The sequence below is a fragment of the Streptomyces sp. NPDC002088 genome (assembly GCF_040296605.1).
GTDB lineage: Bacteria > Actinomycetota > Actinomycetes > Streptomycetales > Streptomycetaceae > Streptomyces.
The window spans coordinates 103,828-109,827 of the sequence record NZ_JBEOXO010000030.1 but is presented as its reverse complement, the minus strand read 5'-3'; the positions used below and the strand labels follow the sequence as shown (position 1 = coordinate 109,827).

5 protein-coding genes and 1 pseudogene are annotated in these 6,000 nt (G+C 67.8%); 2 read left to right on the top strand and 4 right to left on the bottom strand.

Annotated elements, in window-relative coordinates; all coding sequences use genetic code 11:
- Positions 1 to 555: 555 nt before the first annotated feature.
- Positions 556 to 1,281: pseudogene (locus ABT114_RS41850) on the top strand (DUF899 domain-containing protein).
- Positions 1,282 to 1,768: 487 nt separating this feature from the next.
- On the opposite strand, the gene ABT114_RS41845 reads toward ABT114_RS41850, so the two are convergent.
- The 3 genes from ABT114_RS41845 to ABT114_RS41835 form a co-directional block, all read right to left on the bottom strand.
- A complete protein-coding gene (locus tag ABT114_RS41845) occupies positions 1,769 to 2,182 on the bottom strand; it encodes an SRPBCC family protein (RefSeq protein WP_351149971.1) in 414 nt (137 codons plus the stop codon).
- Positions 2,179 to 2,493: an ArsR/SmtB family transcription factor gene (locus ABT114_RS41840; RefSeq protein ID WP_351149968.1), complete on the bottom strand. Its 315-nt coding sequence runs from the start codon at positions 2,491 to 2,493 to the stop codon at positions 2,179 to 2,181. Before ABT114_RS41840 ends, ABT114_RS41845 begins: the two co-directional genes overlap by 4 nt.
- Before the next feature lie 223 nt (positions 2,494 to 2,716).
- The gene (locus ABT114_RS41835; protein WP_351149965.1) at positions 2,717 to 3,616 is read right to left on the bottom strand and encodes an expansin EXLX1 family cellulose-binding protein; all 900 of its coding nucleotides are present in this window, start codon (positions 3,614 to 3,616) and stop codon (positions 2,717 to 2,719) included.
- 666 nt (positions 3,617 to 4,282) lie between these two features.
- Between ABT114_RS41835 and ABT114_RS41825 the strand changes: the two genes are divergently transcribed.
- Entirely contained in the window at positions 4,283 to 4,756 is a 474-nt protein-coding gene (locus ABT114_RS41825) for a carboxymuconolactone decarboxylase family protein (protein ID WP_351149962.1), read from the top strand.
- Between the two features lie 513 nt (positions 4,757 to 5,269).
- On the opposite strand, the gene ABT114_RS41820 is transcribed toward ABT114_RS41825, so the two are convergent.
- Positions 5,270 to 5,425, bottom strand: a complete 156-nt coding sequence (locus ABT114_RS41820) for a DUF6131 family protein (RefSeq protein ID WP_351149960.1) — start codon at positions 5,423 to 5,425, stop codon at positions 5,270 to 5,272.
- Positions 5,426 to 6,000 lie beyond the last annotated feature (575 nt).

The following is a 6,000-nucleotide window of genomic DNA, read 5'->3' as shown; positions in this document are numbered from 1 at the left end:
CGGCCACCGACAACAACTGACACGAACCACCGAGGCCGCACGGTGGCTCACGATTGAACCGTTCGAACTGGCCCCAAATTCAGCCGTTGCCGACACACTGGTCGTCCCCGGATGCGGGAGCCGCACGAAACCTGGCGCGTCCGCCCCCGCCGAGGAGCACGGGCTGACACATGGCCGCCGACCGTCTGCATGACGGCCGCCGAGCACCTGATGCAGCGACTGATGTTCACCACCTCGGCACTCGCAGACATTTGGCACCTCAAGAGCACCACCGAATGAATACCACGGGCACGGGGAATGCGGGTGTGTCGCTCGGGCCGGCGCCCAGGAACCCCAGGTCGCGAACCGGCGCCCCAACGGCACTGCGACCGAGCGCCACGCCCGGCGGGGCTCACCAACACCAGATATCGATTACGTGTTTGATTTCTTGGGTATCGGCATGCGCCCATGCCGGTGGCCGCCGACCCTGGATGTAGGGGGCCTGCCGAGCAGCGCCAGGCTCACCCCCCTGCCCCCACGAGTGGGCTCGGACTGAACTGGAAGGTGAACGTAGCAATGAAGACACCCCCGATCGTTTCGCCGCAAGAGTGGGAAGCTGCACGCCGGCAACTTCTCGTGGAGGAGAAGTAGTTGACCCGCGCTCGTGACGCACTGGCCGCCAAACGCCGGCGGATGCCGTGGCTGGCAGTGGAGAAGGAGTATGAGTTCGACGGACCCGAGGGCAAGGCGAGTCTGCTTGACCTCTTCGAGGGCCGTCGCCAGCTGATCGTCTACCGCGCCTTCTTCGATCCCGACGTCTTCGGCTGGCCTGACCACGCTTGCCGCGGCTGCTCCATGGTGGCTGACCATGTTGGCCACCTTGCTCATTTGAACGCCCGCGACACCACTCTCGTCTTCGTCTCGCGCGCGCCGCAGCCGGAGATCGAGCGTGTGAAAGCGCGGATGGGCTGGACGATGCCTTGGTACACGATCAACGACGATTTCGACACCGACTTCGGTGTGGACGAGTGGCACGGCACGAACGCGTTCATCCGCGATGGCGACAGAGTGTTCCGGACCTACTTCATCAACGCCCGCGGTGACGAGGCATTGGGGAGCACCTGGAGCTACCTCGACATCACTGCGCTCGGGCGGCAGGAGACATGGGAGGACTCACCCGAGGGCTATCCCCAGACCCCGCCGTACGAATGGTGGAACTGGCACGACGGATACGGCGACGCCGAGCCGGCACCGGAGTGGATGGCTCAAACCCGCCGAGGCACCCAAAGCCAGCCCGACTGAGCCCTTCATGTGGCGGTTGAGCGATGAGACGCTCGGCCCCAGACATGTGGCCAACCCGTTCAACGGCAGTCCGCCTCTCAGGTCCCGGAATCCGCGACGCCGCCGGCGTCTACGCAGGTCAACTTGACGATTGCGGATGACAGGCCAAACACCGCTGATCATGCCCGCCTTCGCTGAGGTCTCACGGGGCGCATGGTCCAGGATGTGATTGCCCGTGGAGCGGAGATCACTGCGGCGGCGGGCGCGCCGGTGCCGTCGCGGAACTGGGCCACGTAGCGGCCGACGACGTGCCGGTCTCGCGCAGGTGTCGGCGGCGGTCGGCTACTTCCTGGGCATGGCCCGTTCGCGGCGCCGGCATCGACCTCGGTCTGCAGCCCGCTTGCCCAGTGGCGTACCGCGGTCTCGGTCGGGTCGAAGCCCTTGGCGACCTGGCCGACCGAGCGGTCACCCCGCCGACACAGCTCGACGATCTCCTGGATGTCCAAGGTCAGGCAGCGGGGTTGGCCAGGGCCGTGTCGATACGAGCGACGACGTGCGGCCAGCCCTCACCCATGCCCTGGTAGGCGTGTTGACCCAGCGGAGAGTCGAGGTCGAAGCCGGCGTGTTCGAGCAGCAAGCGGGTGCCCTGGCCGTCCGGCTCCAGCCGCCAGGTGATCGTGGTGTCCAGCGATCCTTCTGCGAACCGATAGCGCAGCAGCCGCTCGGGATCGACCTCAGTCACCTCGCAGGGCTGTACGCCCCAGTTGCCCATGTCGAGGGTGAAACGGTGGCCGACGATCGGCTTGATGTCGCCGGGGACCCACCAGCGGGCGAGAAGTCCGGGGTCGGTCAGTGCGGTCCACACCGCAGCAGGCGGGTGAGTCAGGTACTGCTCGCACCGGATCACGGCATGCTCGGTCATGGGGTGTTCTCCTCGTCCAGTACGTCGGCCAGCGTTTGCAGTCGCTGCTTCCAGTAGTGCTCGAACGGGTGCAGCCATTCGCCGACCTCGGCGAGCCCCTCCGGCTCGAGGTGATAGAACCGCTGCCTGCCGCGGGGCTCCTCGCGCACCAGACCGGCGGACCGCAGCACCGCCAGGTGTTCGGAGACCGCCGGGCGCCCTACTTCGAACAGGCTGGCCAGATCACCTGTGGCCCGTGGACCTTCGCGCAGGCATTCGAGCAGCTTGCGGCGCACCGGATTGGCCAGCACGCCGAACACGTCCGTTGGCATGCCACAACAATAGGTCGGAAAATTCCGACGCGTCAACTTTTTCCGACGGACAGGAGGCGAGCACTCGGGCCGCGAGCGCATAGGTGCTCGATGCGATCACCTGGACGTCACAGACCGGCTCGCCGTGGACGTACCGCCCCGGGCCGGCGAGCCACAGCACCATGCTCTCGGCCGGTCCCGTGGCGGCCCGACCACCACGGTTTTGTGTCCACGGGCGGCGGGGTCAGTGCTGGGCGAACTGGACCCGGGTCGGCTGCACGACGTTCGGCCGCAGCTCGATCCCGTTGACTGTCAATTGTTCTCCGTAGATGTCGGTGATCCTGATCGTGTCGCCACACCCGCTGCCGTCGGCGGAGATGAAGTAGTTGCAGTCGGTACGGGGCAGCTGCCGCCAGCCGTTGGTGGTGCGGACCTCGATCCGCGCCACCGGATTGCGGTGGCCGATCGCCTGAATGCCGCACCACCAACGACTGGACCCGGTCTTGTACCGGATGGAGACGGTGCCGGAGGTGCTGGGGCTCAGCAGCTTCCACGTGATCGGGATCCGGCCGAGCGAGGGGTCGGCGAGTTCGGCGAAGGCCTGTGCGCTGAGGTCGAGTTGCCCGGGTGCGCAGGGCAATGGGCATTCGTTGACGATCCGGACTGTGACAGAAGCGCCGCCGGCCGTACGGACGACCACGTACGCCCCGCAGGCCTTGGCGGACTCGTAGTCGGTGTGGTTCATCGCCGCGACCATGAGGTCATCGGTCGGGCCGTACAGGCAGGCGCCGTCGCCGGTCCCGGCATCGTAGGAGGTGGCCATTCCCTGGTAGGTGACCTTGGGCTGAATCCGTCCCGCCAACGATGCCACCGCGGACGCCGTCCGCCCCGTGGCCGACGGCTGCGCCGCTGCGGTGCTCGCACCAGCCGCGGAGGTCGGGGCCCCCGCCGCGGTCGGGGACGTCGCCGTAGTCGGGGATCCGTCCGCGGTCGGGGACGCCGTCACGGTCGGTGCGGTCACTCCGGTGCCGGCGACGGGCGCGGCCGCGGCATGCCCGGCACGGGCCTTGCCGTCGGGGAGGAACGCCATGACCAGGCAGGCGAGAACGCCCGCGGCGATCAGCGCCAAAGGAGTGACCTTCATCAGCCCGAGGCTGCGCCTGCTACTCCGCGCGGTCCGCCTCGTTGCCCTCATGTCCATCCGTTCGGAAGATCGAGTCGATGTTGCACTCCTCGGTGGCCGCAGGAAACGAAAAGGTTGCCGCCCCACTCCCGCCTGGGCCTGTCGGAGTTCCGCGGGAGCGCGAACACGGCCCGGCGCGTTGAGCCGGGCACATCTCCTACGGCAGCAGCACCCACGTGGTCACACGGCGCCAACCCGACTGGACAAGCACCGCTTCCAGGTGAGGCCGACTTTCGCGACTTACGTCATTCGATTCGGGCCGCACCGTGCTCTGCGGAGGATCCGCCAGGACTTCCGACGTGCCTCGCGACGTTCGGCGGGGCCGCGGGCGCGGGAGAGCGCTCGGGCGCTCTTCCGTCGACGGCGCGGTCGCGACCTGCCACCAGGCATGATCCAACACCACCGTCCAGGCAACGGCGCGCCTCCTCCGAGCCTGGCAGGCCATTGATCACCGGACGGACCAGAGAGGGGCGGGGCGGCGTCTCGGCAGCGGTGCTGAACTTCGTTGTGGGTACTCGCTCCTGCGGCACGGGTGGGAGAGACGCGCGTCACACTCGTTCATGTCACACCGCGCCGAGCCGTTCCGTCATGGGTGTGTAGCCACCAACAACGGCAGAGGAGTGCGCCATGGATGCCCGTTTGAACGTCTTCGGCAGCCCGACCGCAGGCAAGTTCCTGAAGCACATCGTCTCGGCAGGCAAGGTGGTCTCGGACTCGACGCTTCCTGCCGCGACGCAGGAGCTGGTGAAGATCCGCGCGAGTCAGATCAACGGGTGCGGTTTCTGCCTCGACATGCACACCAAGGACGCCGCAGCCGCCGGTGAGAGCTCGGTGCGCCTCAACCTGGTCGCGGCGTGGCGGGAGGCCAAGGTCTTCACCGATGCCGAGCGCGCCGCGCTGGAGCTGACGGAGCAGGGCACCCGCCTTGCCGACGCGGCCGGTGGGGTCACGGACGAGGCCTGGGCGAACGCCGCCAAGCACTACGACGAGGAGCAGCTCACCGCCCTGGTGTCCCAGATCGCCCTCATCAACGCCTTCAACCGGATGAACGTCATCCTCCAGCAGCCCGCCGGCGACTACCAGCCCGGCCAGTTCGGATGACGACGAGCACCTGACCGGCGGCCCGGAGGCTGTCCCGCGCCAGCAGCAGCCCCGGGCTCCGGGCACCGCTTCCCGGACCTGCGGCTTTCGGGCCCGGGGGCTCTCCCTGGCCCACAGGCAGACGGCCTGCCGCCACGGCTGCCCCGACGCCGCCGGTGGTGGCCCCGCTGATCCGCCAGGCAGGGAGAGCCACTTGCGGAAGCCGCGCTCGCGCAGGTGCTGGCGGACGGCACGTTGAGGTTCCAGAACGCTGCTCACGCCGACGAGGAGACGAGGTCCGTGTCCGCCGCCACCCGGCGGCCAGGCACAGCAGCAACGTGCGGAGCCGCCGCTCACCGACGGGCCGCAGGGCCTCTTCCAGCAGTCCCTCGCGGCCCGATTTCCCCGGGTGGTGAGCACACCCTCGCGGCGGCCGGCCAGGGTATGGCCGTAACCAGCTCCAGGACCGCCCGCCAAGCTCCCTGTTCGTGTTGAAGAAACACAGACGCCTCTGTGGAGGCACTGCCGAATCGATCACCAATAGTGCCGATGGCCGGCAACCGCGTGCCCCGTAGAGCCCAAGATCCAGAGAACAGCGCCGACCACGGCAAGGATGATGCCGATGGTCCACAAGATTGATATGCCGGTGACGAAGCCGACGACCAGCAGGATAATGCCGAGGACAAGCATGACCGCCTCCCGCTGCGGATAGTGCTTTTCTCACCGTGTACCCGAAAACGGTGACTCATCGCCCACCATGCCGTCCGATGCAGGCGGTCCGTACGACGATGCCGGTGTTGCACTGGCCGACCGATAACTCCCGGACCGGCGCGAGGGCCTCGGCTGCACCGTCGACGTCGTCGAGCAGAAGACGCGGGGCGGCCAGATCGGCAGCCGCAGAACGAGCAGGCGGCGGCCACAGCCTGCTCACCATCCGTGACGTGGTGCGTGACGTGGTGCTGTGGGACATGTCCGACCGCTCCGGAGCGAACCCGAACTCGCCGCCCACTGCATCGTGGAGCTCGTCGCGCAGATCCCGGTCGCCTCCTCAGAGACCCGGGTCGCGCTGTCAGGCACGGATCGTCTGCAGGAATCGGTCGGCGCCCTCGGGGCCGGCCAGCCGTCCCCCTCTGTAGCGATGAACTTCCAGGAAACGGTCGGAACTTATCCAGCGGGTCGCTAGTTTCTACGGTGCTGTAGATAGCGATGGGGCATCGGCCGCCGCCGGGGCGGGCGGGCCTCTGATGACGAACGTCTGGAGTTCT